This is a genomic window from Companilactobacillus sp. HBUAS59699 (assembly GCF_036913575.1).
GTDB lineage: Bacteria > Bacillota > Bacilli > Lactobacillales > Lactobacillaceae > Companilactobacillus.
The window spans coordinates 477,332-502,307 of record NZ_JAYKTV010000002.1; the positions used below are offsets into that span (position 1 = coordinate 477,332).

Consider the following 24,976-nt stretch of genomic DNA (forward strand, 5'->3'; position numbering starts at 1 on the left):
CTAATCTAAGGAGGTATCATGATGGATAATACTTTCAAATCAGAGCAAGCTCACCTAACTATGGTCCACAAGACACTGCAAGAAACCTTAGTCAGCATCGATAAAATGCTGGCAGACAATGCTAGTACGGCAAAAGATTTTAAACAAAATGCGGGCAAAGAGACTGCGTTGAATTTCGACAGCTACACTGATAATTTGGATACTTTTGCAGCAATCGAAACGATGAACAAACAGATCGACTCTTTTAATAACAAACAAATTCAACTTCAAAACACGAAATCTCGTGTTCAAAGATTACTGCCAGCCCCCTACTTTGCCCGCATCGATCTGAAATATCCTGACGAAACAGAATCGATTCCTTTTTATATTGGTGCAGCTGGTTTCTCGCCCAAGCCTGAAGACCCGATGATATTGGACTGGCGTTCGCCATTGGCTGACTTGTACTACAATAATCAGATTGGGCCCACTCATTACATCGCTAATAATAGCAAAATAGCCGTGACTCTAAATAATCGCCGACAATTCTTATTACATGATGATGTTTTACAAGATATTTTCGACACTGATGTCGCAGTTCAAGATCCTCTGCTAGTGAAGACTTTGCAAGCAAACAAGCAGAGCCAGATGGGATCGATCACAGCTACGATTCAAAAAGAACAAAATGTGATCATTCGTGACACTGACAGTCGGGCATTACTAGTCAACGGTATTGCTGGCAGTGGCAAAACTTCAGTCGTCTTACAGCGAATCGCTTACCTACTCTATAAATACCGAACCAAACTTACTTCGGATGACGTTTTGCTACTAACGCCGAATGTTTTATTCACAAATTATATTAATCAAGTACTTCCCAGTTTAGGTGAAGAATCACCGCTACAAATGACCTTTGATCAATTACTAGGATCATTCAATAGTAATCAACTATCTTTTACTGATAAAAATAGTCATATTCAGCAGCTATCGCAACAGTTGAATAAGTTTGATCTAACAGCCGATTCTTTTAAAAATATCAAGTTAAACGGAAAACTGGTTTTTGATAAAGCAACGATCAAACAATATTTTGACCAAACTCCCAAATCAATGTCATTAGATAAGCGCATCACCGCTTTGACCTCAGTTCTAATTAATCAAGTTGAAAATGGCATCGAGATCGATTCCCAAAATGGAAAAATTCAAGCTGAATTGACTAATCTAACTGATTCAGAACAAGAACAAATCTTCGGTCGAATAATCTCCCCTAATTCCGATGCAGCCTTTAAAAATGCCACTAAAAGAATGCTGCAGTGGCGTAATCAGAAGCTTTTGAAACAGTTAGAACAGAAGAATTGGCTTAATATAAATCAGATAATCAAAGCCGTTTTACAAATTGAGCAGATAAATCAACTTGATTATGCCTTTACAAAATTACAGCTATTAAATTTGGCTAGAAAGAATTTGAAATTCGTGATGATCGATGAGATTCAAGATTATTCACTAGATCAAATTTTATTCTTGATCACAGCTTTTCCCAATGCTCGATGGACTTTGGTCGGTGACCAATTTCAATCCATTCATAATTCTCAGGATCCGTTAACCTTTGAGACTCTCAAGCGTATTTTTGAGAAGCACAATATCAAAGTCACCCAAAGAAACTTATATACTAGCTATCGTTCTAGTGGTGAAATTACGAAGGCTTTCGTTAAACATGGATCTCCAGAATTACTTCAAAAAATCAATATCATTCAGGTTGGTGGTAAAAAGCCAAGCTTTGTTGATAATAATGATCTTGAGCAACTTATAAAAAATCTGAAATCACAAATCAAACAATTCGATCACGACGAACTATCGGCGATCATTACTAGTGATTCTCATTTAGCCGACTCACTTAATAAGCGTATCGATAATATCGTATTAGGAACTACGACCGATACTATGCCTGAATCTGGAATAGTGGTCTTACCCTTGGCACTCGCTAAAGGACTCGAATTTGATAATGTTATCGTGGCTGATATAAATTCCATGTATTATCGTGACGAGCAATTCGGTGAGAACAGGATCTACACGGCCTTTTCCCGTGCTTCAAAGAACTTGATAGTAAACTCAAAAAAGGACTGACAATCGTCAGTCCTTTTTGTTTTTAACGTTACGATAGACTAAATATGAAGTTATTGGAACTGTCATAATAACACCGATTGCACAGATAAGCATCGTTATGACTTCAGCAACTACTAACTTGTCATTAATGATTTCACCAAGATTGTCATTTAAGGAATGGATCAAAAAGAACAGTGGAAATGTCGTTGCAAAAAAATTGAATAGCAAGGTATTGGTTTGAGTACTCAAGATACGATTGCCGACTGAAAAACCATCATTAAAAACTTCTGCTGGCGTTAGTGTTGGCTTATTCTCAACGATTTCATTCAAACCACTCGTTATCGCTACACTAGTCTCTGAAATAACGCCCAAACTATTAACCACGATAATTGCCACTGCTAATTGTGGGAATGAGACGCCGGCAGCCAGTGAAAATCCTTCTAGTTCTTCTTGATCTTCAACTCCCATCCCTTGTGCGCTTGCCCAGTACTCGATCGGAATAGTGATCAGAACGATCACGATCATAATCAACAGTGATGTCTTAAAAGCAATGTTAGCCGTATTAGGATTCTCTACGTTCATAAATATGGCCACGATCAAAATTATTACCGACACGATTGCGGTCGTGATGAGAACATTGAAGCCGTCAGCAATCAAAATCAATAGTGCCACGATCGAAATAATATTAATTCCTAGTCCAAATAAAAGAGACAGTCCTCGACTACCAGCTACGAGCAGCAATAGAATTACAAAAGCACCTAATAAATACAGCATTAGACCGCCCTCCTAGTAATTATTTTACTAGCAATAAAACTAGTTATCGGTACCGTCAGCACGATCCCGATCCCACTGATCAGTAATTGTGCAAAGCCTAAACTCAAAGTCATCTCAAAAGTATAATTGATCGAATTACCATTGCTCAAATACAATAGAACAACATTCAAGTGCTCGGCAATGACAATGAACAGCAGAATATTGATCAATGGGCCGATCAATTCTCGACCAATATTAATGCCAGACTTAAAGAGTGTTTTTTCTGAAACGTCAGCAATTTCTCTTTTCATTTCTATCAATGAAGAAGAAATATCCATTGTTTCATCTAGGATCACTCCTAGAACGCTGAAGATAACTTGGGAGATGAAAACACTAAAGTATGGCTGCAATCCAAAATCCGTCAACTCTAGATGCACACCACTGTTGTTAGATAATTTCAATAACAAGATACTCAATAAAATCGAAACGGTAGTCGCAATCACCGTGCTAGAGTAAGCCATTAAAGCATCCGATGTCGGACCCAAGATCACGATCAGAGCAATTCCTGAAATCAGCAATGCCGTTATAACGGTCATCAATAACAAAATACTATTATGTGTATTGATCAGTATTTTCATAAATCCATAGTAGACGACCAAGTTAAGTAAAACACTGGTCAATAACTTACCTCGACTAAATTGCATACAGAATAACAACACTATGACAATACCAATGGTAAATACCAGCACCGTGTCACGCTTAACGTCATTGATCGAATAATGTTTACCCGTCTTGGTCAACATAACTTGCTGACCACTGAGGTATTTTTGGTCAGTCAATTGAGACTGATAATACGTATTCTTCAATGAAATACTTTGTCCTCGATGGTTCGTATTCAAAAAGCGACCTGTCACACGTTGGGTCACCTGAATATCAGTATTTTTATATTCATCAGTATTCTTACTCTTGTCCAAAGTCTTGACTGATTCCACTCTTATGATTGGATCTTTGTAAAGAAACGCATCAAAACGTGTGAATACTGTCGCGACAATAGCCAGACAAACTACAATAACTATCTTTAAATATTTTTTATTCATCATTTCACCTTAAATTATTATTCAATAATATCACTACTAAACATTATTGAGTAATTTTAATAATGATCACCGTTAATACTCTTTAATTGAAACACATTTACCAAAAAAAGTTACAAACTAAATTCCACCAAGATATTCCTTATCTATCAAGGTATCTGTGTCCTGAGGACGGCACAAATATCTTCTAACCAATAAATTTTTTGAATTCAACCGTTGACAAATTTTTAAGTTTGAAATATGATTTTTGACATCAACTACTCAACTGAATTTCAGCTGAAGAAAACTGTTAGGAGATTTTTATTATGAAAAACACTATTTCTCTAAACATCGTCAATAAGCGTTGGCAAAGCCGATAATTCAGGTTGATCCGATATGGATGTGGCCTGAAGAGGATCACATCCGTGTCGGCTTATTAAACTAGTTTAATTAAAAAACTTAAGCCCGCATGGAATTCTAGAGTCCATGTGGGATTTTTTTGTTCAAAGACAATCTCACAAACTATGAGATTGTCTTTTTGTTTTTTATAATACTTATATGAAAGTTACGGGGGAGAAAAAATGAAACATATGAAACGTTTATACGGAACTATTATTTTCTTATTTGCCTTTTTGATATTTGCCTTTTTTTACACCGGTCATAACGAAACGGTAGCTAAGAATCAGATTCCTAAAGTTGGGGTTCTTCAATTAATGTCCCACCCAGCCCTAGATCAAATCAATAAAGGGTTAGATGATACTTTGAAGAAACACGGCTACATCAACGGTAAGAATATTAAGATCGAATTTCAAAATGCTCAAGGGGATCAGAGTAACTTAAGAACTATCAGTAAACAATTCGTTCAAGATAACGTGGACGTTGCGGTCGGTATCGCCACTCCATCAGTTCAATCACTAAAGAATGCCACTTCAACCATCCCGATCGTCATGGGCGCTGTAACCGATCCTAAGGGATTCGGTATCATCCCTAGTAACACTAAACCTGGTGGCAATATCACCGGTGTCTCTGATCAGGCACCACTTGAGAGCCAATTAAAATTGATCAAGGAAATAATGCCAGATATTAAGAATATCGGTATTATCTACACTTCAAGTGATATGTCAGCTACAACTGAAATGAAAAAAATGAAAAAATTAGCTGCTAAACAAGGTATGAACGTCACCGTGTCCAGTATCAGTAACGTTAACGACCTAGAACAAGTTTCAACTAGTCTTTCACAAAAAGTTCAAGCTATCTTCGTTCCAACCGACAATACTGTTGCCAGTGGTATGAAACTATTATCAAGTATTGCTGCCAAACAAGGCGTTCCTGTTTTCCCAGCCGCTACGACTATGGTATCTGATGGTGGTCTTGCCACTTACGGACTAAGTCAATATGAACTTGGCGAACAAACTGGTGAAGACGTTGTTAAGATTCTCCAAGGCAAAGGCAAACCTGCTACAATGCCTGTTACATTCATTAAAAAAGGCCATTTGATCTTGAACGAGAAACAAGCTCAAAAGCTTAATATCACGTTCCCAGAATCAGTCATCAAACGAGCTCAAACAGAAGGGAAGATCATCAAATGAATCTAATAATATCAACTATCAGCCAAGGTTTCATCTGGGCTATCATGGCAATTGGCCTATTTATCACTTTTAGAATTCTCGACTTCCCCGATATGACTGTTGAAGGAAGCTTCCCACTTGGTGCTGTCACTGCTGTTATCATGATTCAACACGGTTATTCACCTGAGATTGCACTACTTGTATCGTTTATCTTCGGTTCTTTCGCTGGATTTGCTACAGCTTTTATGTATACCAAGTTGCACATTCCAAGCCTACTTGCCGGGATTTTGACAATGACAGCTCTATATTCTGTCAACTTACGTATTCTAGGTAAAGCCAACATGTCACTGACTAAGCCAGATAATATTTTTAACCGCTACGGTTTGGACAAATTACCAGTCAACTTCAATGGAATCATCTTAGGAATCATTATCATCGCTATCATTACCTTCCTATTGATCATCTTCCTCAACACCGAAAAAGGACAAGCCGTTATCGCTACTGGTGATAATGAAACTATGGCCGCTTCGATGGGAATCAACACCACTATGATGAAATTCATCGGTATCATGGTTTCTAACGGAATCGTTGCTCTAACCGGCGGTCTCATCGCTCAACAAAATGGCTTTGCGGACGTCAACATGGGTATCGGTTCTATCGTCATTGGTCTATCAGCTATCATCATTGGTGAAGTTATCTATCCTGACGTCTCACTAAGTGCTCGATTGATTACGATCGTCATTGGCTCGATCGTTTACCGCTTGATCTTAATGATCGTTCTTCAATTAGGGTTCAATACTAACGATCTGAAGTTGATTTCAGCAATTATTCTTGCTCTATGTCTAGCATTACCAACGATCAGAGCACAATTCTTCAGAGCTTTCAGAAATGGGGTCAAAAGCAAATGAAATCATTATTAGAAATAGATAACGCCGTTAAAACAATTTATAACGACAGCCAAGAATTGAATATCTTAGATGGCATCAACTTGTCGATCAAACCACAAGACTTCATCGTTGTCTTAGGTACCAATGGTGCTGGTAAGTCAACTTTGCTGGACGCCATTACCGGTGCCAACACATTGACCTCAGGTAAGATTTTATTAAATGACGAAGACATAACTTCAACTAATCTGGCTAAGCGAAGCCGTTACATCAGTCGTGTCTATCAGGATCCAAAGCTGGGAACATCACCACGTATGACTGTCGCTGAAAATCTGCTACTCGCCAAACGCCGCGGACTTCCTCGCCGACTAAGATTGCGTAAACTAAATGAGCATATGGCAGAATTCAAAGATTTCACTAAGGATCTCCCTACTCTAGATAATCGACTAAATACCTTTACTGAGAAACTATCTGGTGGACAACGTCAAACTCTGAGCTTCTTGATGGCGATCATCCAAAAGCCAGAATTGTTATTACTAGATGAACATACAGCAGCTCTTGATCCACAAACAAGTCAAGAATTGATGGAACTTACTGACAAAGTTATTCGTGAAAAGAAATTAACCTGTCTAATGGTTACACATAACCTGACCGAAGCCGTTAAATATGGTAATCGATTGATCGTTCTTAAAAAAGGAAAAGTTGTTCTAGACCTTGACAGTGAAGCCAAAGCTAAACTTAAAGAAGAAGATTTACTCGAGTACTTCTAACAAAAAGTATTTACAGAAAATATATCGAACAGTTATTTCTAATGAATAAGATAAGGGTTTATCTACACATCTTTAAAACGTTAGTGTTACAGTGAATAGTGTACTAACTACACATTTTCGATTATAAATAGTGAAAACAGTGTATCTTAATACACTGTTTTTTTGTGTGGTTTACATAGTTTTCAATCAAATTTTCTGAGGTTTTAAATATTATAGAGGTGGTTAAATGCGAGCGGAAAATGAGATAGTAAATGAAAATAAACTACAAATACAAATGATCAACACACAGGCTGATCATAAATTAAAACGGATCGCCAAGATAGCAACTCTAGGTGGCTTACTATTCGGTTTTGATACTGGTGTCATTAACGGTGCTATTGACTATATGGCTGCTCCTAAGGAGTTAAATCTTTCACCCGCTAATGAAGGACTAGTTACCAGCAGTGTTACGTTAGGCGCTGCTTTTGGGGCCATTATTTCCGGACATCTCTCTGATAAGGCCGGACGTAAGCGTCTGATTCTTGCCTTGTCAGTTATCTTTTTTGTTGGAACCTTGGGTTGTGCTCTTTCACCTAATGTCACTTCGATCATTCTCTTTCGAATCTTAGTCGGTTTAGGTGTCGGTGGTGCTTCAGTCGTCGTTCCAACTTACTTATCTGAAATTTCCACTACCGAATTGCGTGGACAAATGGTTACTCAAAACGAATTGATGATCGTTGGTGGACAATTACTCGCCTTCGTTATCAATGCCCTACTCGGTACTTTCGTGCATGTGCCACATATCTGGCGTTACATGTTAGGGTTCGGTATGATCCCTGCCACTGCACTGTTCATCGGCATGCAATTTGCTCCTGAATCTCCACGCTGGTTAGTTATGATGGGTAAAGACTCCGTAGCTAGAAGAATTCTTTCTAAAATCAGACGAAAGAGATCTGATGGTGAACGTGAGATTCAAACGATCCACTCAATTATGAAATTAAACAATAAAAAAACTAAACCTTTAAAGGAATTAAAAAAGCCCTGGATTCGTCGCCTAGTCTTGATCGGTGCTGGTTTAGGAATTATGGAACAATTCATGGGCATCAATATTATGATGTATTACGGTACAACTATTTTGACCAACGCCGGCTTCACCAAGAGTGCTTCACTGATCGCTAATATTGGTAACGGATTGGTTGCCGTTATCGTTACGATTATTGGTATGAGACTGATCAACAAAGTCAGCCGTCGCAAATACATGTTGATGGGAATCATAGGAACTACCGCTTCATTAGTTGCTCTAGTAACTATGACTAAAATATTAAGTAAGACACTCTTGCCATTCGGAGTCATTCTCTGTTTGATGGCCTTCTTAGCCTTCTATCAAGGTGCTGTGGCACCTTTGGTTTGGGTCTTATTATCTGAAATATTCCCGCAAAATATCCGAGGATTCGGAATGGGCTTAGCTACATTCTTCTTATGGATGTCTAACTTCATCGTGGGATATATCTTCCCAATTATGATTTCTGGTCTGGGGATCGGCAAGACATTCTTAGTCTTCGCCGCCTTCAACGTTGTGGCTTGGGCTTTTGCTTACAAATGTGTACCTGAAACTCAGGGTTTGACGTTGGAACAGATTCAAAGAAAATTTATTACTAGATAGTTTATTGTTGGGGTGGTGGGTGTCTTTCCGCTGATGGTGGGCAACAATTCCATCTGCCGTGGACCGGTCTCAGTCTTCGTCTTCGACCTCGCTTGGAAGCCTGTAGTCTTCCAAGTCGTCCAGTGTTCTAAGCGATAAATCGCTAAGAACACTTTTACGGCGGATTCCATTGTTGTCCACCATCAGCTAAGTTTACTCTCTAATTAGCAATAATCTTATTTTAATATCTAATTGTAAATAATAAAAAATAGCATGTAACGACAAAGGAATGAAGTTATATTCCTATCATCATTACGTGCTATTATTTTTTTACCATCAATAAATTAGCTGGAGGTCAGCAGTAATGGAATCAGTAGCGATTGTGGTGTTAATGCGGGCGGTTTTCCCACATTTACAGCACGGACGTCTTTCTTGATTTGCGGTTTATGCAAAGCAAGAAAGCGAAGATCGAGACCGCTTTTTGGCTCGAGACGGTCCCGCTACAGACGGAATTACTGCTGACCGGAAGCGGAACCCCCCCACTAACTACAACTTAAATCTGATCAAAAGCTTGTTTCAAATCACCGATCAAATCTTCTGAATCTTCGATACCAACTGATAGTCTAACCAATTCATCTTTGATACCATTTTTCAAACGAATCTCACGTGGAATCGAAGCATGCGTCATAACGGCTGGAACTTCAATTAAACTCTCAATTCCACCTAAACTTTCAGCTAAATCAACTAGCTTCAAGCTTTCAACGAATTTCTTAGGATCTAATCCTGGTTGCAACTCAAACGAGATCATTGCGCCAAAGGTACGCATTTGTTTCTTGGCAATCTCATAACCAGTTGATTCAGGATTGCCTGGATAATAGATCTTAGCGACTTTATCATTATTATCTAAATAATCATAAACTAACTTAGCGTTGTCAGCGTGGACACGCATTCTAACACCCAAGGTCTTGATACCACGCATCAACAGCCAACTGTCATCTGGTCCCAAGACACTACCGATCGAGTTTTGTAAGAACGCTAGATCTTCTGCAATTTTGTCGTCACTTGTGACAGCTAATCCAGCAACAACGTCACTGTGTCCGCCCAAATACTTCGTAGCACTGTGAACAACAATATCAGCACCCAGTGTTAATGGATTTTGATTGTATGGTGTCGCAAAGGTATTGTCGACGATCGTTTCTAAGTTATGCTTCTTAGCAATCTTAGAGATTCCTTCAATATCAGTAATCTTCAATAAGGGATTAGTTGGTGTTTCCAGATAAATGGCTTTGGTATTAGCTTGAATGGCTTTTTCCACTGCATCAAAATCACGTGTATCAACAGAGGTGAATTCTAGTCCAAAGCGCTTGAGCACTTTGTTGATCAAACGGAAGGTCCCGCCATAGACATCATTTCCCACTACAATATGGTCTCCAGCAGAAAAAGTTGAGAAGACTGCGTGGATCGCCGCAGATCCAGAAGCAAAGGCAAAGCCGTACTTACCATTTTCAATCTGGGCAATCAACTTCTCCAACGAAGCACGGGTAGGATTACCTGTACGTCCATATTCCCATTTAGGACCAGCACCTAGTTCGTGTTGGTGGAAAGTTGATGAACGATAAATCGGTGTTGAAACAGCTCCTGTAGTTGGATCCTCACTGAAACCGCCATGAATAAGTTTTGTATTGAATTTCATAATATTGTTTCTCCCTCTTTAAAATCATTTTTATTATAGTCTAATTGTAGATATTTTTACTTAAATAACGTTCACTCGAATCTGGAAATACTGTAACGATGGTTGAATTATCTGGTAATTCCTCCGCAACTTTCAAGCTGGCGGCTAAAGCTGCCCCACTAGAACTGCCTGCAAACAAGCCTTCATGTTTTGCTAACCATTTTACGTAATAAAAAGCCTTATCATCACTAATTGTTTTGACATCATCAACCGTAATTTCTTTAAAGAAAGGTGGGACAAATTCTACTCCAATGCCTTCCGTTCGATGTGCGTGTGCAGTTCCACCATTGAGAATCGATCCTTCGGGTTCCACCGTTATAGCTTTCATATGAGGGTTTTTCTCCTGCAATGATTTAGCGGTTCCTACAAAAGTCCCACCACTTCCAGAACCGGCAACAAAAGCATCGATTTCTCCCGGTATATCATCTAAGATTTCCGGACCCATTGTACGATAATATGCTTCAGGATTAGCTTCATTTTCAAATTGCATCGGTACATATGAATTCTCAACTTGTTTAGATAATTCACGTGCCTTTTTTATAGCTCCAGTAATTCCATCCGCAGCTGGTGTGTTGATCAATTCTGCACCTAAAGCCTGCATCAAAATCTGTTTCTCTTGGCTGAATTTTTCAGGAACGACCAACTTTACCGGTAGCTGATACCGTTGGGCAGCTAATGCCAAGCCAATACCTGTATTTCCCGCAGTCGGTTCAATGATAGTTGTTCCACTTGTGATCAGACCTTTGATAATTCCGTCTTCGATCAAATTGATCCCTAGTCTGTCTTTGATACTGCCACCGGGATTAAACATTTCTAATTTGGCATAAATATTACTGTTATTAGGTACATCAATGTTCAGCTTTAACAACGGTGTGTTTCCAATGGTTTTGTATACATTATTTACTAACATGCTTATCCCCTTTTAGTTCAAAAATATAAAAAAAGGGTGCAGATAAATTTATCTGCACCCTACACGAATATCACTATAATTGAGTCTCCTGAAAATTTAGATACTCAAACTAGTGGATCGCATAAGATGCGAACCACAACAACAATTGTTTTTTGTTTGAATATCATTTATTAACATAACAAGAGTCCTCCCGTTTGATTTATGACTATGAGAATATGCTTGAGATCAAGATTTGTCAAACTATTTTTATCGTCATAACGCTACACACTAATCAGATAGTTCTTCAATTACTTGTTTTAAAGCATTTCTAAAAATATTTTTATTTTCTGTTCCCATTGCTTGGATCATTCGTTCTTCAGTTTGATTGAAATATTCATTTATCTGTTTGGCCAAATTACGAGCTCTCGGTGTGAGAATGATTCTTTTTAATCGAGCATCCTGTTTAACAGATACGCGGACGATCAAATCTCGCTCTTCCATCAACTTTAAGGCACTGGTTGCTGTAGCACGGCGAATATTAAATTCCCGTTCAACGTCTTTTTGAAAAATATTCCTAACATTCTCTTCATGCGAAACATAGTCAATAATACTTATTTGCACACTAGTGAGTCCCAATCTTTGTGCAAACTTGTCTGCATCCCGATTTACCGCATTATTAGCCTGCTTGATCAAGGTTCCGAATAATCTGTTCATGTAATTATCTCCGATTGTTAAAAGTCTAACTTTAGATAAATACTAGCATATAATCTCGTAATTGTGTTATAACTTTCTTAGTTAGTTTGAATTCTAACAATTATAATAAAAAGGAAGATTTCATGTCTCGTCAATTAAACTCAAAATTAATCTTTTCGATTTTAGCAACTGGTTTATTATCTTTTTGTGGTGTTGTCATTGAAACTGCAACTAACATTACCTTTCCTACCCTGATGAAAGAATTCAACGTTAATACAGCCACTGTCCAATGGATGACTACGGGATATTTATTAGTCGCTTCCATCATGATGCCATTGTCAGCCTTCTTAAAAAAACGTTTCTCAGCTAAAAGGCTCTTCGGAACAGCTTCAATACTCTTCATCTTCGGTTTAGTCTTAGATGTGACCGCCCCTAACTTCATCCAATTAGTAAGTGGCCGTATTGTTCAAGGTATCGGTGCCGGAATTGCTCTGCCTTTAATGTTCAACATCATCTTGGAACAAGCACCACTTGATAAGATCGGCTTCTTAATGGGTCTAGGAACACTTGTAACCGCCATTGCTCCTGCAATTGGACCAACTTATGGTGGATTGATCGTTGATGCTTACGGCTGGCGTGGAATATTCTTATTCCTGATTCCCATAGTTGTCCTAGCCATGATCATGGGGTTCTTTTCGATTCAACAATTTAGTAAGACCAGCCACACTTCTCTGGATACGTTCGGTCTAATTTATATTGCGATAACTTTCGTTGGAATTATCATTGGCTTTAGCAATTTGTCTTCGATCCTTCAATCACCATCAAAATTCTTGATACCATTTATCATTGGAATCCTTGCTCTAGTGATGTTCTTGAGACATTCCAGCAAGAATACTTCTCCCTTATTGAATTTGACAGTATTTCGCAACAAGGCTTTTTCCCTACACTTGAGTGCTTACTTCTTGATTCAGCTTGAGGCACTCGGCATTTCGTTTATTCTGCCTAACTATATTCAGCTGGTTAATCATCAATCCGCCCTTACTGCAGGATTGGTAGTCTTACCAGGTGCCGCCATCGGTGCTATTCTCGCTCCACTGAGTGGAACTATTTACGATAAATTAGGTGCTCGCAAACCGATCATGTTGGGAGTAATCCTACAATTGATCGCAATGCTTTTATTTTTTGTGTTAGGACAACACTTAACTATCGTGGAAATATTAGTTATTTACATCCTCCTAATGCTGGGAATGGGTTCAGTAATGGGAAACACCATGACCAACGCACTGCAACAATTAGACGCCGATCAAAACGCTGACGGTAACGGTATGTTTAATACTGTTCAACAATTCGCTGGAGCGGTGGGAACATCGATCGTATCAACAGTTATTGCCTTCTCCCAAAACACAAATAGCGGCCTTAGCTACGCTGCTAAAACCGCTTCTGGTGCCAAAAACTCATTCTTAATGCTATTAGTATTCCTGATAATCGCTTGCTGGGCCTTGAACCTCGGCACCAAAGTTCAATCTTCACGTGAACGTGAACGCCAATAATAGCCATATTTGACTGGCAATCTCTTGGCACGTGTTACCGTATATCGAATATTATTGATCACTCTTATCATATTTTTTTGATTTTGCTCATAATCACTGTGTTCTAGAATAAATCGTGCCGCATCAGAATAATAAACATACGTTTCTAACACTTCACGTGTTTCTATATCGCACCGTTCAATCAACAATTTTGAATGGTGCATTTTATTTTGCTTTTTTAATGTTTCGGCGACTTCCTTTGAAGTCACTTGTAACAAGTTATCGATCGCGTTGTTGCTGTTGTTACCATCCTTGTGAACTATCCTCTTGTTAGGATCATATTCTCCAAAGGCCTTCAAAACTTGCACCTGTACGGGGTAAGCAATGTACTTGTCATCCTTGTTTCTGATCCTAAGAATCTTGTAATTACCCGTCTTGGCAGTGTTCATCATCCGATATCTTACTTCACCATTGGGCCCCTTTATCAAACGATGGCACACTCTGCCTAAATTTGAAACTTCGTATTTTTCATCAATATCAGTTACTTTCCAAATTTCCTCCATTTTAAACACCCGCTATAAATCAGATTCACTTTTAAGTGTAAATTCATCACTCTCTGTCATATTAAAGTTATTTTCAATGTCATTCATAGTAATGTGACCGAATTCAATGTCGACTGAACATCATGTCAATTTTTCTCTCCTACTGATTAACATGAAGATACAATCCGCCAATATCTTCTCCGGCATAATTCGAAGCATTGTATATTTCGATCAATTGCACGTCAAACATAGCTTTCAGTGCACTCCAGTTACAGCTAAAGTTGCTAATAAAATACTTTTTTGAAATTTTTTCATAATTATATTTTCTCCTTATTCTTTGATGTATTATTTAACATTTACACATTGTATATTTTCAATATATTACATATATTTTATTATTACAACATATTTTAAGTAATATATTGAAATATATACTTAGTTAACAGTATTATAAGCTGTATAGATTACAAATAAAAAATGCGTTCTTTAAAATGCATTCAAACATTTCTATTGTTCTTTGCGGTTATTAGGCGTCTTATATTTGATTGCCGCATAAGAAACTTCTTCAGTCTTAAAAAAGTCTACATCAATAACTTTATGATTTCTTTTTTCCAATTGCTGGATAGTAGTATTTAGATTTTCAGTAAAAATGTATTCTGTATCTTCTAAATCAGTTTGATCTCTGTATGGAACTAATTTAATTTGTAACATTTTGCACTCCTTTTTATTTTATTTGGTAAAACAAGTATTAAAAGAACGAAGAGTCTTTGTATTCTTAATGGTTAATTTTATTGATATAACAGTATAATGAATCAAGTATTTTTTAAGAAGTACATTATATTGTTAATTATCAATTTAATAACGTAATTTTTTCTGTTCATTTTTTCCCAATTCTCAACTAAGGTTGCTAAAGGAACAGTTTGAGGTGTATATGAATGATAAACGAAATCGGTAAAATAATACGTGACAAGAGAAGGTCATTGGGCTTAACCATTGAACAATTAGCGGAAAAGGCCGATGTCAGTGAGAGTTTGGTTTCTCAACTCGAGCGTGGCGTTAATAGCAATATCTCACTAAACAAATTGGAAAGAATCTCTACCGCTGTAAATTTGAAATTACCTGAATTATTTGACCAACCCGAGCATTCAGGAATTCAATATTTGGAACTATTGGACTATCTTGCTAAATTATCGCGTGAAGATCGTGAAGCTTTGTCTCAAAAAGTTTTGGCTCTTTTGACATTCATGGATAATAAATCAAATAACCAATAAAATTTGAAAAACAGTTTTATGATTGCAACTCATTTGTTTGAGTTGCTTTTTTGTTTCAAGGCCTTGAAACTGATAAAATTACTCGTCATCCCTTGAGGACAATTTCAATATATTACATACGAATGCCTATATCAATGGGTTTCTAGCAATTCAATAAAATATCTTTTTCAAAATATGTATTAAAAAACATCTTTTGAAAAGTCTAAAAAAGCACACAAATCTCAACTGATTTGTGTGCTTTTATTTACTTTAGATCACTTGCGGCAACCCATTCATCAGTTGCTACACGATGCATTTTTACACCATTGATAACAGCTGTCTTATCCGTTGCCCAGCTTGTATTGTTTGCTAGGGCACGGCCCTTATTCATTTGACCTTTAGAATTATAAAGATGTTTATAATTGCCGATTTTTGTTGTGATAGTTGTCTTATTGACTACATATTCATACACATGTTCCGCGCTGACCCATTCGTGTGTGGCTACTCGATAAAAAGTCTTGCCATTCAACGTCATCTTCTTATCAACATGCCAGTTAGAGTTCTCCATAAGTGCACGATTTCTAACTTCACGCCCCTTATCATCATGTAACGGCGCTATGCTTGAAAAATGCGTCGCAACATTGGCAGGATAGGCTTCTATCTTACCTTTTGAAGAAGTGTTTAATTCGGAATTGTTATGGTTAGTACTAGGTTTGTTTGAAGAAGGATTGGAACTGTTGTTACTTGTTCCTGGTTTGTTAGTAGAAGAACCAGAATTACCATTACCTGTTCCCGGTTTATTAACAGAAATAGAACTATTTACCTTAACCAACTGAATAGTCACAGAACCAGTATTTTTATCCATATTTACAACATTGCTAAAACCAGGTGCTAGTTTATATCCCTTTGGAACTTGCACCGTTTGTTTAGTTCCCTGTTTGCCTGTTACTGAAGTATTAGAAACTAATTTCTTAGTATCTTTGTCAATGAAGGTTACAATTGTTTTTAATTTTGTTTTATCAGGCTTAGAGTTTGAAGTTCTATCAGGTACAACTAATATATTGCGCTCTGTAATCAATGAATCATGTGATATAGTCTTAAAATCATTAATAAATTTGTATCCATTAGGCGCTGATAAAGTAACATTGTCACCTTCTAGACCATTTAAGTATGTTGTTTTAATATTTACTCCATCAGCATTAAGAAAATTAACCTGTGTTTGTACCTTTTTCTTCAAAGAAATAGTAAAGTAGCCATCCTCATAAACAAATGAAGGTAAATTAAAATCCCTATATTCAGAATAGCCTTTTGGAATTTTTTCTTTAGGTATTAAAACTTTATCACCCATTTTACCTGTAAAAGTAAATTCTCCTAATTCTTTATACTCACGGTAGTCAACTATTTTTACTGTGACTTCAATTTTTTTACCCACCACATTTATTTTATGTTCAAAATCATCTTGATCTTTGATTACAAATTGCAATTTATCATTTGTTTCGTATCCAGTAGGTAATTTGTCCAAATCCAATGTGATAATTTTACCTGGTTTTCCACTAATTGTTCTTGTATCAACTATTTCATTTTTATCATCGATAAAAATGACTTTATTTTCGAAATATTCATCACTTTTATCTCTTTCTATTTGAAATGTCCTTTCATCCTTTTCGTTAGAATTAATAGTTATAGTATTGGATTGATCTTTCTTTAGCATATATCCATTTGGTACGTAGTCACTTATATTTTCAGTTGATCCAAATTGTCCATGAATCTCTTTATAAAATTCCTCTTTATCATCTGTTATAAATTTTATTTTATTAGAATAGTATTTTGGTTTTACATTAACAACTTGTTCCCTGTTTGAATCAATGTATACATTTTCGTCCAATAATTCATAACCTAAAGGTATCTTATCTTTAGTGTTAATCTCTTTTCCCATCAATCCTTCAGCATCAAAAGATTCCCCTACCTTTTCGCTAGTAAACCAATTATTAAATATAATTTTTTGTTTAATTTCTTCCGATTCTAAAACAATAGTCTTAATAGATTTTTCATCAGACGTAATCTCTAGTCTACTATCTTCAACTTTTATTCGATAACCTCTTGGTACTTCCTTATCTAAATCTACAACCTCACCAACTTCACCCATTTTATCAAATGTACGAACATCTCTACCAAATATGTTTTTAAAATGAACCTCATTAGAAAATAAGGATTTGACTACTGTTATTTTACGAATTTCACCATCTTTTCCAAGTATTATTTTTTTTTCTTTATCATTTTTCAATTTATATCCATATGGAATATACCATGAGCTAATATCTTTCTCTTCACCTTCAACTCCTTTTACAATCTGCATTTCTCCTATAGAATCACCATTTTCATCATAAAATTCTAAAATATTCTTAACTTCTTTATCATTAACGCTAACATCAGCAACAGCCTGAACAGTCCCAGGTGTAACAATCACCGATCCCAATGCCATACTAGAAAATAAAATACTTGTTAAAACTAATGATTTCTTCATCTCCTAAATCCCCCTAATTTCATGTAGTTAATTTTAAATGTATTCATAAGACGTAACTAATATGATATAGGGATACCAATTCTTTGCAATAGCTTGGAATAAAATTTTTATATTTATAAAAATCAAATATAAATGGCATTAAAACAATATTTTGCACGTATTATATCCTGATTTGACCGAAAAAATATTTATAATTTTTTTCTTATGTATTCTTAATCTAAGAAGAGGACAGGATAAGCAATAATGCAATTAATAATAGGCCATTTTAATCTAATACAAATTTTTCTTTCTATATAAAATTGGATTTCATGATCCATTTATAAATCCCACCCAAAACAAAAAAGCCTCCTCCAAACTCAAAAAGAGTTTGAAAAAGACTTTCATAAATATAAAACTAAATAAATTTAATTATTACTACTTGATATCACTAGCTGGAACCCATTCGTCTGTGGCAACTTTGTACATCTTTACACCATTGATAGTACCCATCTTGCTTGTTTTCCAAGCTGAGTGTGGTAACAAGGCACGGTTCTTGATCATTTCACCATTACCTTTGTACAAATATGTAGGATCATCAGAAGTTGTTGTAACGACTGTTCTATCTGCCTTCACAGCATCCTTTGGTGTTGTTACGGTACTTGATCCAGCATTGTCGGTATTAGTAGTGTTTGATTCGTCTTGAGTGTTTGACAATGTAACGTCGGCTTCTTTAACGAATTCATTCGTAGCAACACGATAATATGTAACACCGTTAAGAACTAATTTCTTATCGATTTGCCATGCGGTACTTGCACCTAATCCACGACCGGTAATCACTTTACCGTCTTGAGTGTAGATCAAGGCACCTAGTTTACCAGTTGTACCAACGGCTTTGTAATTTGTAAGACCTGAAGCATCAGCCTTGGTGGCAGTAACGATTTGTGTATTACCATCAGCTTGCAAAGTAATGTTCTTGTCAGCAACTGTGTAGTTAGCTGGGATTTGGCCGTCTGTTAGAGCAACTGTGTCACCAACTTTAGCGCCAGAAACTGTAGCTGTACCGACTTGATCATAGTCAGCTGTCTTAAATATAACTGTATTAGCAACTGGTTGTCTAACTTCGATACTTACTGAGTTAGTACCCTTTTCCAATTTAACATTAGCGTCAGTACTATTTACCAACTTATAGTTTGCTGGAATATTGCCCAGTGCCTTGACAGTATTGTAAGGTCCAGTAACTGTTTCAGTTCCAACAACATCAGTCTTGTCACCTAGATAATAGCTAACATTCAAAGTTGCAACGTTGTCCATATCACTAGCCTTAGTTACAGTAACATCATATGAGCTACCATCAGCTTGGAATACAGGAACTGATCCGTTGAAATAATAATTAGTCAATGCACTAGAACTTGGAACGGTCAAACTTTGACCGACCTTTCCATACATCTTTAGTGTAACTAATTCTTTTCCATCTGGATCTTTGAATGTGACAGTATTTAATACTTGACCAGTTGTAGTGGTAGAGTCTGACGTAGTGGTTTCGGTAGTTGCGGTATCATCAGAAGCTTGAACTACAGCAGGTGTAGCAACTGAACCTAAGATTATGCTAGAAAATAATAATCCACTTACGATCAATGATTTCTTCATTAAACTTTTCCTCCCAAAATTATTTAGAGCTAGTTTAAATATACTAGCATGCGAACATACGTTGCAATCTATCCTCTGAATTTTATACAATTTTTAAAAACTGAACTAAAAAAATCCCTCATTTATCAATTAAACGAGGGATTACTAATATAATCAGTTACTTCATTGAAATAACGATTTTTCCTTTGGCATGATGTGTTTCACTGACTTCCTGAGCAGCTTTAACGCCGTCTTCAGTAAATGGGTGAACGCTGTCGATAATGACCTTCACAACGCCATCATTCACTAAGTCAACTAATTCTGTTAGTTGCTTGCCATTTGGTCTTAACCAGATACCCTTGGCAGTAATATTCTTAGCAGCTGCCAATTTATCGTCAATAGCACCGGCAATAGTAACTAGATGTCCACCATTTTTTAGAACAGAGTAGCTCTTCTCCAGCGTCTCCCCACCGATCGTATCAAAGACAGCATCGACATCTTGCAATACTTCTGAAAAATCAGTTTCGTGATAGTCAATAACCTCATCAGCACCTAATCCTTGCAAGAATTCTTTATTCTTAGCACTAGCTGTTGTAATCACGTGTGCTCCAAGGTACTTCAACAATTGGATAGCAATAATACCAACACCACCGGCTCCGCCTTGCATCAATACTGTTTGACCAGGTTTCACATCAAGATTCTCATAAATACCTTGCCAAGCAGTTAAACCAGCTAGTGGCAATGCGGCAGCTTCTTCAAACGAAACATTTTCTGGCAACAATGCCAATTTATCTTCTTTTACTGCTGTGTATTCAGCATATGTTCCTCGATTAGTTAAGTCAGGACGTGCTAAGACCTTATCACCAGTCTTAAAATTTTGGACTTTTTGACCGATACGCGTTATAACGCCGGCAACATCCCATCCCAATACAATAGGAAACTTCAATGGGATCGATTCAGCTAAATAACCTTCACGTAACTTCCAATCGATCGGATTAACTGAAGTTGCCCTTACTTCAACTAATACCTCATCATCAGCGATTTCTGGAATTGCGATATTTTCCATGTGTAACTGATCTTTATTCCCGTATTCATTAATAACTACTGCTCTCATAATATTTCCCTCTCAATGTCATTTTGTACATATGTCCTTAGTACTTTAGATTAATGCCAAATTAATTACAAACATTTTGAACTTTCAATATTAAGAACCTACTTAAATAATAGGCAATTTCCACGTAATATCCAATTAATATCTTATTTTCAAAAAAAATATGACAATTTCACAAACAAAGTGTATGATATGTTTCATACTATTAATACACATGTTCATTATTAATGAACAGTTTTGAAAGCGGGATTATGTATGGCAAAAAAAGAACTAAGTCGTAGTTTATCATCTAGACAGATGCAGATGATTGCTCTTGGTGGAACAATCGGAGTTGGATTATTCATGGGTTCTGCCTCCACCATCAAGTGGACCGGACCTTCAGTACTGCTGGCTTATGCTTTAGCAGGTCTGATTCTTTATATGGTTATGAGAGCGTTAGGGGAAATGCTCTATGTTGATCCATCAACCGGTTCTTTCGCTAAATTTGCGACTGAATACATTCACCCAGTGGTCGGATACTTGACGGCTTGGAGCAATGTTTTCCAATACTTAGTAGTAGGAATTAGTGAAGTTATCGCCGTCGGAACTTACTTGGAGTTTTGGTGGCCGACAATGCCGAAGTGGATCGCTGGTGTCGTCGTGGTTGCAACGCTATGTGTCGCTAACCTTACTTCTGTCAAAGCTTACGGTGAGCTGGAATTCTGGTTTGCCTTGATCAAGGTTGTCACAATTATCTTCATGATCATCTTAGGCTTGTTAGTTATTGTCTTAGGTGTTGGTAACGGCGGTCATCCTGTTGGTATCAGCAACCTTTGGACTAACGGCGGCTTCTTCACTGGTGGACTGAAAGGGTTCATCTTTGCGCTATCGATTGTCGTCGCTTCCTATCAAGGTATCGAGGTCATCGGTATCACAGCTGGTGAAGCTGAGAATCCTCAAGAAAACATCGTTCGTGCTATTCGTTCGATCGTTGGTAGAATTTTAATTTTCTATATTGGTGCGATCTTCGTTATTGTTTCTATTTACCCTTGGGATAAATTAGGTACGATCGGCTCGCCTTTCGTAGAAACATTTGCCAAAGTTGGTATTACCTTCGCAGCTGAGATCATCAACTTCGTTATGTTGACGGCAGCAATGTCCGGTTGTAACTCAGGTATCTTCAGTTCTAGTCGAATGTTATACACGCTAGGGATAGAAAAATACTTGCCTAAGTCATTTACCAAACTATCAAGACACAAAGTACCTTATATCCCTGTTATTACGATCTCACTCGGTATTTTGATCGGTTTGATCTTAAACTATTCGCTACCGGTCTTGTTGCATACTTCAAGTAATATCTTCGTAATTGTTTACAGTTCTAGTGTGCTACCTGGTATGGTGCCATGGTTTGTTATCTTGATCAGTGAATTGAGATTTAGAAAACTAAATGCTAAGCATATGGCTGATCATCCCTTCAAGATGCCACTATATCCGATCAGTAATTATCTAGCGATTGCCGCATTAATAGTGATCCTAGTATTCATGTTCTTGAATCCAGAAACAACTGTTTCATTATTAGTCGGTGTCGTCTTCTTAGTCGTCATGACAATTATCTATTTTGTTCGTGAACGTGGACGTGATCACCAACCAATCAATACAACTTCTACTGACGAAGCTTTTGAAGAAGCTGAAGAAGAATTTTAAGTTGTAAATGCGAACATTTCCATAAAAAGAGTTCTTAATTTTAATAATTAAGAACTCTTTTTGTATAATCTGGATTTTTTATCGAGTTATTTTCATAAAAATACGTACTTTACTGAAAATATATAGTATTATGGTATCAACATATCGTACATTTGTTTAATGTCTTTGAACAAGTGAAAGGGGAGTATCTCTATGGAAGAAGAAAAACTAAAACGCAGCCTTTCTTCACGTCAGATGCAGATGATTGCATTGGGTGGAACTATTGGTGTAGGTCTATTCATGGGTTCAGCTTCAACTATTAAATGGACCGGTCCGTCTGTCCTACTGGCTTATGGTCTCGCTGGTCTGATCCTTTACATGGTCATGCGAGCACTTGGGGAAATGCTCTATGTCGATCCATCAACTGGTTCTTTTGCTAAATTCGGAACTGAATATATCCATCCTGTCGTTGGTTATCTAACCGCCTGGAGCAATGTCTTTCAGTGGCTAGTTGTCGGTATCAGTGAAGTCATCGCTGTCGGTACCTATTTGAGCTTCTGGTGGCCCCATATGCCTCAATGGATCGTTGGGGTCGTAGTCGTCGTGACTTTGGGAGTCGCAAATCTGACATCAGTTAAAGCTTATGGAGAATTGGAATTTTGGTTCTCGATCATCAAAGTCGTAACGATTATTTTTATGATCATTCTAGGATTATTAGTCATTCTGCTTGGAGTCGGTAATGGCGGACATCCAGTCGGTTTCAGTAACCTCTGGAAGAACGGCGGCTTCTTTACTGGTGGACTAAAAGGGTTCATCTTCGCTCTGTCGATCGTTGTCGCCTCATATCAAGGTATCGAAGTTATCGGTATCACTGCCGGTGAAGCTGAGAATCCTCAAGAAACTATCACTCATGCGATCCGTTCGATCGTTGGTAGAATCTTGATCTTCTACATCGGTGCGATCTTTGTTATTGTTACGATCTATCCTTGGAACAAACTAGGTACGATCGGTTCGCCTTTTACTGAAACTTTCGCTAAGTTTGGTATCACCTTTGCGGCTGAGATCATCAACTTTGTCGTTTTGACTGCTGCTCTATCTGGATGCAATTCTGGAATCTTCAGTTCGAGCCGAATGCTCTATACATTAGGTATAGAACACCGACTTCCTAAGGCTTTCACAAAGTTATCTCGGCACAATGTACCTTATCTACCTGTAATCGTTATGTCCGTAGGGATCTTACTAGGTCTGACTTTGAATTATGCTTTACCAGCAATTTTTCACACTTCAAACAATATCTTCGTTATCGTATACAGCTCTAGTGTTTTGCCGGGTATGGTACCATGGTTCGTAATTTTGTTCAGTGAATTAAAATTTAGAAAAGTAAATGCTGAGCATATGGCGGAACATCCCTTCAAAATGCCGTTCTATCCAATAAGTAACTACCTTGCCATCGCTTCATTACTCGTAATTTTGTTCTTTATGTTTCTCAATCCAGAAACTACCGTTTCACTATTAGTTGGTGTAGTATTCCTAGTTGTAATGACAATGATTTATTTTGTCAGAGAGCATCGAATTGATAAAGCTGCTGCTAGAAAAAAAGAACAAGTTGTTTCTGAATCTGATGATGAAACGGAAACTGAAGCTACTGAAGATTAATTTTTAACACCTCTGCAAAAAGGTGTAAGATAAAAGGTATATTTTTTCTAAAGAGGCAATCTATATGGGAGTATTTTTTCAAAGTGTTCAGGGAATATTAATAATTATCATCTTGATTGCAGTCGGATATTTTTTGGCTAGAAAAGACTGGTTCTCCGACGATGCCACAAAGCTCGTCGCTAAATTAGTTACACAAGTCGCTTTGCCCGCCTACATGATCTACACCATTACAAATGACTTCACAGCTGAGAAGTTGATCAAACTTTTACCGAATCTAGTCATACCGTGCCTGTCGATGACGATCTTGATCGGTATTTCAGTTTTGATGATCAAAATTCTACACATCGATAAGGACCACCAAGGCTTATTCTCATCGATGTTCTTCAACTCGAATACTGTCTTCGTTGGACTTCCTGTCAACATGGCACTATTTGGATCGCAAAGTTTGCCCTATGTCTTGGTCTACTACATGGCTAACACGACATTCTTCTGGACTTTAGGAACTTATTTGATCCAAATCGACGGTGAGAAAAAGGGTTCATTCAATTGGCGGACTACCTTGTCCAAGCTATTCTCACCACCACTATTAGGATTCATCATTGGTTTGATTTTGGTTGTCTTACACATCAAACTACCAGCCTTTTTGATGTCAGATTTCCAATACATCGGTAATTTAACTATTCCGCTATCAATGATCTTCATCGGTATCTCAATTTATAATGCCGGTCTAACCAACATTGCACTGCACAAAGAAAACGTCGGTATATTGTTTGGTAGATTCATCTGTGCACCACTCTTGATGAGTGCCTTATTCTTGTTCATTCCCGGCCCAACTCTAATGAAGCAAGTCTTCATTATTCAAGCTGCCATGCCTGTTATGACAAACGCACCGGTAGTTGCTAATCTGTATCACGCTGATTCTAATTATGCGGCTATCATGGTTACTGAGACCACTATCTTGAGTTTGTTCGTGGTTCCTGTATTAATGATGATCATCAAATAAAAAACGACTATCTGTCAGAAACTTATTTAAGTTTCTAA

Annotated in this window: 21 protein-coding genes; 10 read left to right on the forward strand and 11 right to left on the reverse strand. The window is 37.3% G+C overall.

Features of this window, described 5'->3' with window-relative positions:
- The first annotated feature begins 18 nt into the window (after positions 1 to 18).
- Positions 19 to 2,094 carry a HelD family protein gene (locus U8519_RS05900; protein WP_334329376.1) on the forward strand — a complete coding sequence of 692 codons (2,076 nt, stop codon included), beginning with the start codon at positions 19 to 21 and terminating at the stop codon, positions 2,092 to 2,094.
- A 6-nt stretch (positions 2,095 to 2,100) separates the two neighbouring features.
- Here the strand turns inward: U8519_RS05900 and U8519_RS05905 are convergent, their stop codons facing one another.
- Positions 2,101 to 2,847, reverse strand: a complete 747-nt coding sequence (locus tag U8519_RS05905; RefSeq protein ID WP_334329377.1) for a YibE/F family protein — start codon at positions 2,845 to 2,847, stop codon at positions 2,101 to 2,103.
- A complete protein-coding gene (locus tag U8519_RS05910) occupies positions 2,847 to 3,926 on the reverse strand; it encodes a YibE/F family protein (protein ID WP_334329378.1) in 1,080 nt (359 codons plus the stop codon). The genes U8519_RS05905 and U8519_RS05910 overlap by 1 nt, the downstream gene beginning before the upstream one ends.
- 563 nt (positions 3,927 to 4,489) lie before the next feature.
- Here U8519_RS05910 and trpX point away from each other — a divergent pair.
- The 4 genes from trpX (at position 4,490) to U8519_RS05930 (ending at position 8,763) form a co-directional block, all read left to right on the forward strand.
- Positions 4,490 to 5,488: a tryptophan ABC transporter substrate-binding protein gene (gene trpX, locus U8519_RS05915; RefSeq protein ID WP_334329517.1), complete on the forward strand. Its 999-nt coding sequence runs from the start codon at positions 4,490 to 4,492 to the stop codon at positions 5,486 to 5,488.
- Positions 5,485 to 6,375, forward strand: coding sequence for an ABC transporter permease (locus U8519_RS05920; protein WP_334329379.1), 891 nt, complete (start codon positions 5,485 to 5,487; stop codon positions 6,373 to 6,375). The genes trpX and U8519_RS05920 overlap by 4 nt, the downstream gene beginning before the upstream one ends.
- Positions 6,372 to 7,121, forward strand: coding sequence for an ABC transporter ATP-binding protein (locus U8519_RS05925; protein ID WP_334329380.1), 750 nt, complete (start codon positions 6,372 to 6,374; stop codon positions 7,119 to 7,121). Before U8519_RS05920 ends, U8519_RS05925 begins: the two co-directional genes overlap by 4 nt.
- 226 nt (positions 7,122 to 7,347) lie before the next feature.
- A complete protein-coding gene (locus tag U8519_RS05930; RefSeq protein ID WP_334329381.1) occupies positions 7,348 to 8,763 on the forward strand; it encodes a sugar porter family MFS transporter in 1,416 nt (471 codons plus the stop codon).
- Here the strand turns inward: U8519_RS05930 and U8519_RS05935 are convergent.
- The 4 genes from U8519_RS05935 to U8519_RS05950 form a co-directional block, all read right to left on the reverse strand.
- Complete coding sequence (locus tag U8519_RS05935) at positions 8,739 to 8,933, reverse strand: hypothetical protein (RefSeq protein WP_334329382.1); 195 nt, start codon at positions 8,931 to 8,933, stop codon at positions 8,739 to 8,741. The genes U8519_RS05930 and U8519_RS05935 overlap by 25 nt on opposite strands.
- Positions 8,934 to 9,295: 362 nt before the next feature.
- Positions 9,296 to 10,435: a trans-sulfuration enzyme family protein gene (locus tag U8519_RS05940; RefSeq protein WP_334329383.1), complete on the reverse strand. Its 1,140-nt coding sequence runs from the start codon at positions 10,433 to 10,435 to the stop codon at positions 9,296 to 9,298.
- A 40-nt stretch (positions 10,436 to 10,475) separates the two neighbouring features.
- Positions 10,476 to 11,384 (reverse strand): PLP-dependent cysteine synthase family protein, encoded by a 909-nt coding sequence (locus tag U8519_RS05945; RefSeq protein WP_334329384.1) that lies wholly within the window; start codon positions 11,382 to 11,384, stop codon positions 10,476 to 10,478.
- Between the two features lie 267 nt (positions 11,385 to 11,651).
- Positions 11,652 to 12,077, reverse strand: a complete 426-nt coding sequence (locus tag U8519_RS05950) for a MarR family winged helix-turn-helix transcriptional regulator (protein ID WP_334329385.1) — start codon at positions 12,075 to 12,077, stop codon at positions 11,652 to 11,654.
- 122 nt (positions 12,078 to 12,199) lie between these two features.
- On the opposite strand from U8519_RS05950, the gene U8519_RS05955 reads away from it, so the two are divergent.
- A complete protein-coding gene (locus tag U8519_RS05955) occupies positions 12,200 to 13,606 on the forward strand; it encodes an MDR family MFS transporter (protein WP_334329386.1) in 1,407 nt (468 codons plus the stop codon).
- Here U8519_RS05955 and U8519_RS05960 read toward each other — a convergent pair.
- Both U8519_RS05960 and U8519_RS05965 read right to left on the reverse strand, forming a co-directional pair.
- Positions 13,576 to 14,148: an HNH endonuclease gene (locus tag U8519_RS05960; RefSeq protein WP_334329387.1), complete on the reverse strand. Its 573-nt coding sequence runs from the start codon at positions 14,146 to 14,148 to the stop codon at positions 13,576 to 13,578. The genes U8519_RS05955 and U8519_RS05960 overlap by 31 nt on opposite strands.
- 486 nt (positions 14,149 to 14,634) lie before the next feature.
- Positions 14,635 to 14,838, reverse strand: coding sequence for a hypothetical protein (locus U8519_RS05965; RefSeq protein ID WP_334329388.1), 204 nt, complete (start codon positions 14,836 to 14,838; stop codon positions 14,635 to 14,637).
- A 224-nt stretch (positions 14,839 to 15,062) separates the two neighbouring features.
- On the opposite strand from U8519_RS05965, the gene U8519_RS05970 reads away from it, so the two are divergent.
- On the forward strand, positions 15,063 to 15,398 hold the full coding sequence (locus U8519_RS05970) for a helix-turn-helix domain-containing protein (protein WP_334329389.1): 336 nt from the start codon (positions 15,063 to 15,065) through the stop codon (positions 15,396 to 15,398).
- 244 nt (positions 15,399 to 15,642) lie between these two features.
- Here U8519_RS05970 and U8519_RS05975 read toward each other — a convergent pair whose 3' ends face one another.
- The 3 genes from U8519_RS05975 to U8519_RS05985 form a co-directional block, all read right to left on the reverse strand.
- Complete coding sequence (locus U8519_RS05975) at positions 15,643 to 17,901, reverse strand: MSCRAMM family protein (protein WP_334329390.1); 2,259 nt, start codon at positions 17,899 to 17,901, stop codon at positions 15,643 to 15,645.
- A gap of 414 nt (positions 17,902 to 18,315) precedes the next feature.
- Positions 18,316 to 19,527: an SLAP domain-containing protein gene (locus U8519_RS05980; RefSeq protein ID WP_334329391.1), complete on the reverse strand. Its 1,212-nt coding sequence runs from the start codon at positions 19,525 to 19,527 to the stop codon at positions 18,316 to 18,318.
- Between the two features lie 157 nt (positions 19,528 to 19,684).
- A complete protein-coding gene (locus U8519_RS05985; protein ID WP_334329392.1) occupies positions 19,685 to 20,620 on the reverse strand; it encodes an NADP-dependent oxidoreductase in 936 nt (311 codons plus the stop codon).
- Between the two features lie 252 nt (positions 20,621 to 20,872).
- Between U8519_RS05985 and U8519_RS05990 the strand changes: the two genes are divergently transcribed.
- The 3 genes from U8519_RS05990 to U8519_RS06000 all read left to right on the forward strand — a co-directional run bounded on the left by U8519_RS05990 (position 20,873) and on the right by U8519_RS06000 (position 24,938).
- Positions 20,873 to 22,300, forward strand: coding sequence for an amino acid permease (locus tag U8519_RS05990; protein WP_334329393.1), 1,428 nt, complete (start codon positions 20,873 to 20,875; stop codon positions 22,298 to 22,300).
- A 192-nt stretch (positions 22,301 to 22,492) separates the two neighbouring features.
- On the forward strand, positions 22,493 to 23,935 hold the full coding sequence (locus U8519_RS05995; RefSeq protein ID WP_334329394.1) for an amino acid permease: 1,443 nt from the start codon (positions 22,493 to 22,495) through the stop codon (positions 23,933 to 23,935).
- 64 nt (positions 23,936 to 23,999) lie between these two features.
- Positions 24,000 to 24,938: an AEC family transporter gene (locus tag U8519_RS06000; protein ID WP_334329395.1), complete on the forward strand. Its 939-nt coding sequence runs from the start codon at positions 24,000 to 24,002 to the stop codon at positions 24,936 to 24,938.
- Positions 24,939 to 24,976 lie beyond the last annotated feature (38 nt).

Excerpts from the sequence above, each read along its gene's own strand:
- U8519_RS05900 (WP_334329376.1), top strand. The coding sequence starts at position 19 with ATGATGGATAATACTTTCAAATCAGAGCAAGCTCACCTAACTATGGTC.
- U8519_RS05905 (WP_334329377.1), bottom strand. The coding sequence starts at position 2,847 with ATGCTGTATTTATTAGGTGCTTTTGTAATTCTATTGCTGCTCGTAGCT.
- U8519_RS05910 (WP_334329378.1), bottom strand. The coding sequence starts at position 3,926 with ATGATGAATAAAAAATATTTAAAGATAGTTATTGTAGTTTGTCTGGCT.
- trpX (WP_334329517.1), top strand. The coding sequence starts at position 4,490 with ATGAAACGTTTATACGGAACTATTATTTTCTTATTTGCCTTTTTGATA.
- U8519_RS05920 (WP_334329379.1), top strand. The coding sequence starts at position 5,485 with ATGAATCTAATAATATCAACTATCAGCCAAGGTTTCATCTGGGCTATC.
- U8519_RS05925 (WP_334329380.1), top strand. The coding sequence starts at position 6,372 with ATGAAATCATTATTAGAAATAGATAACGCCGTTAAAACAATTTATAAC.
- U8519_RS05930 (WP_334329381.1), top strand. The coding sequence starts at position 7,348 with ATGCGAGCGGAAAATGAGATAGTAAATGAAAATAAACTACAAATACAA.
- U8519_RS05935 (WP_334329382.1), bottom strand. The coding sequence starts at position 8,933 with ATGGAATCCGCCGTAAAAGTGTTCTTAGCGATTTATCGCTTAGAACAC.
- U8519_RS05940 (WP_334329383.1), bottom strand. The coding sequence starts at position 10,435 with ATGAAATTCAATACAAAACTTATTCATGGCGGTTTCAGTGAGGATCCA.
- U8519_RS05945 (WP_334329384.1), bottom strand. The coding sequence starts at position 11,384 with ATGTTAGTAAATAATGTATACAAAACCATTGGAAACACACCGTTGTTA.
- U8519_RS05950 (WP_334329385.1), bottom strand. The coding sequence starts at position 12,077 with ATGAACAGATTATTCGGAACCTTGATCAAGCAGGCTAATAATGCGGTA.
- U8519_RS05955 (WP_334329386.1), top strand. The coding sequence starts at position 12,200 with ATGTCTCGTCAATTAAACTCAAAATTAATCTTTTCGATTTTAGCAACT.
- U8519_RS05960 (WP_334329387.1), bottom strand. The coding sequence starts at position 14,148 with ATGGAGGAAATTTGGAAAGTAACTGATATTGATGAAAAATACGAAGTT.
- U8519_RS05965 (WP_334329388.1), bottom strand. The coding sequence starts at position 14,838 with ATGTTACAAATTAAATTAGTTCCATACAGAGATCAAACTGATTTAGAA.
- U8519_RS05970 (WP_334329389.1), top strand. The coding sequence starts at position 15,063 with ATGATAAACGAAATCGGTAAAATAATACGTGACAAGAGAAGGTCATTG.
- U8519_RS05975 (WP_334329390.1), bottom strand. The coding sequence starts at position 17,901 with ATGAAGAAATCATTAGTTTTAACAAGTATTTTATTTTCTAGTATGGCA.
- U8519_RS05980 (WP_334329391.1), bottom strand. The coding sequence starts at position 19,527 with ATGAAGAAATCATTGATCGTAAGTGGATTATTATTTTCTAGCATAATC.
- U8519_RS05985 (WP_334329392.1), bottom strand. The coding sequence starts at position 20,620 with ATGAGAGCAGTAGTTATTAATGAATACGGGAATAAAGATCAGTTACAC.
- U8519_RS05990 (WP_334329393.1), top strand. The coding sequence starts at position 20,873 with ATGGCAAAAAAAGAACTAAGTCGTAGTTTATCATCTAGACAGATGCAG.
- U8519_RS05995 (WP_334329394.1), top strand. The coding sequence starts at position 22,493 with ATGGAAGAAGAAAAACTAAAACGCAGCCTTTCTTCACGTCAGATGCAG.
- U8519_RS06000 (WP_334329395.1), top strand. The coding sequence starts at position 24,000 with ATGGGAGTATTTTTTCAAAGTGTTCAGGGAATATTAATAATTATCATC.